A 1,124-nucleotide genomic window follows, 5' to 3' on the forward strand; every position below is an offset into this window, starting at 1 on the left:
AAATTCCAGAAGGGTCTTCAGATCAGACTTATGTTATAGAGAAGCCTGAACTCTGTGCGAATCTCGGTATATGCTTACAGGGTAATCTGGGGGGCGTTACTTTTAAAGAGTATGGTTGCAGTCTGCCAATCATAATTCTTAATTACCCTACCTATAGGAATCAACTAATGCTTACAATACTGAATGGTCGACTGATTACAGACTGCGGAGAGCTTCAAGGGATATATGATAGCAATGTTATAGATCCAATAGATATAGTAAAAATAGAAGTGGTTAGGAACAATTTAGCCTTGATGGCTACCGTCAGCCCTGATGGAGTTCCAATTCCTGCCCTATTTATTTATACCAACCGGGGATTACAACGTAAACAATACAACCCTAGTATTGCTAACATATCCCCTAAGGGTTTTAATAAAGCAAAAGAGTTCTATACCCCTCGTTACGACAGACCGGGTGGCGAAAATACGCTGCCCGACTATCGTTCTACAATTTACTGGAACGCTAATTTAAAGACCTATTCTACTGGGAAAGCAAGTTTAAGTTATTTTAATGCAGATGGACCCGGTAACTACAAAGTGGTAGTCGAAGGAATAAACGCAGAAGGGGAATTAGGCAGACAGGTTTACAATTATTCTGTAGAAGGGGATGGTGCGCCAACGCTTGCGGATATTCCCAAAGTTGATCTGCAAGCAAAATTTATTACTACAGCGTTGGATACTTTAAGGAAGCGATTGCCTGTTGAAAAAGTCTATCTCCATACTGATAAACCATTCTATAATATCGGCGATACGCTATGGTTTAAAGGTTACGTAATGGATGGTTCAAATCTCTCGGCCTCTAAACTAAGTGGTTTGCTGTATGTTGAATTGGACGACGATAGTTCTGAAGTGGTACGAAGGATTAGTGTTCCAATCAAGAATGGAATGGCATCGGCTCAAATTCCTTTAATATCTAAAATCTTTCAGGAAGGCGGTTACACCTTGAGGGCATACACGAACTGGTCGCAAAACTTCGGCGAGGATTATGTGTTTAGCAAACGCTTCTATCTTGGCATTCCCACTTTAAATACATGGTTAGTAAAAGCCGATGCTGAAATCAAACAGGTTGGAGAAAAAGATGAATTG

1 pseudogene is annotated in these 1,124 nt (G+C 40.4%); it reads left to right on the forward strand.

Annotation, left to right across the window (positions count from 1 at the left end):
* Window positions 1-1,124, forward strand: a pseudogene (locus tag ACHFIZ_RS17910) (hypothetical protein); the annotation flags it as partial.

Origin of the sequence: Pedobacter sp. JCM 36344 (assembly GCF_046546555.1) — a bacterium.
Lineage (GTDB): Bacteria > Bacteroidota > Bacteroidia > Sphingobacteriales > Sphingobacteriaceae > Pedobacter.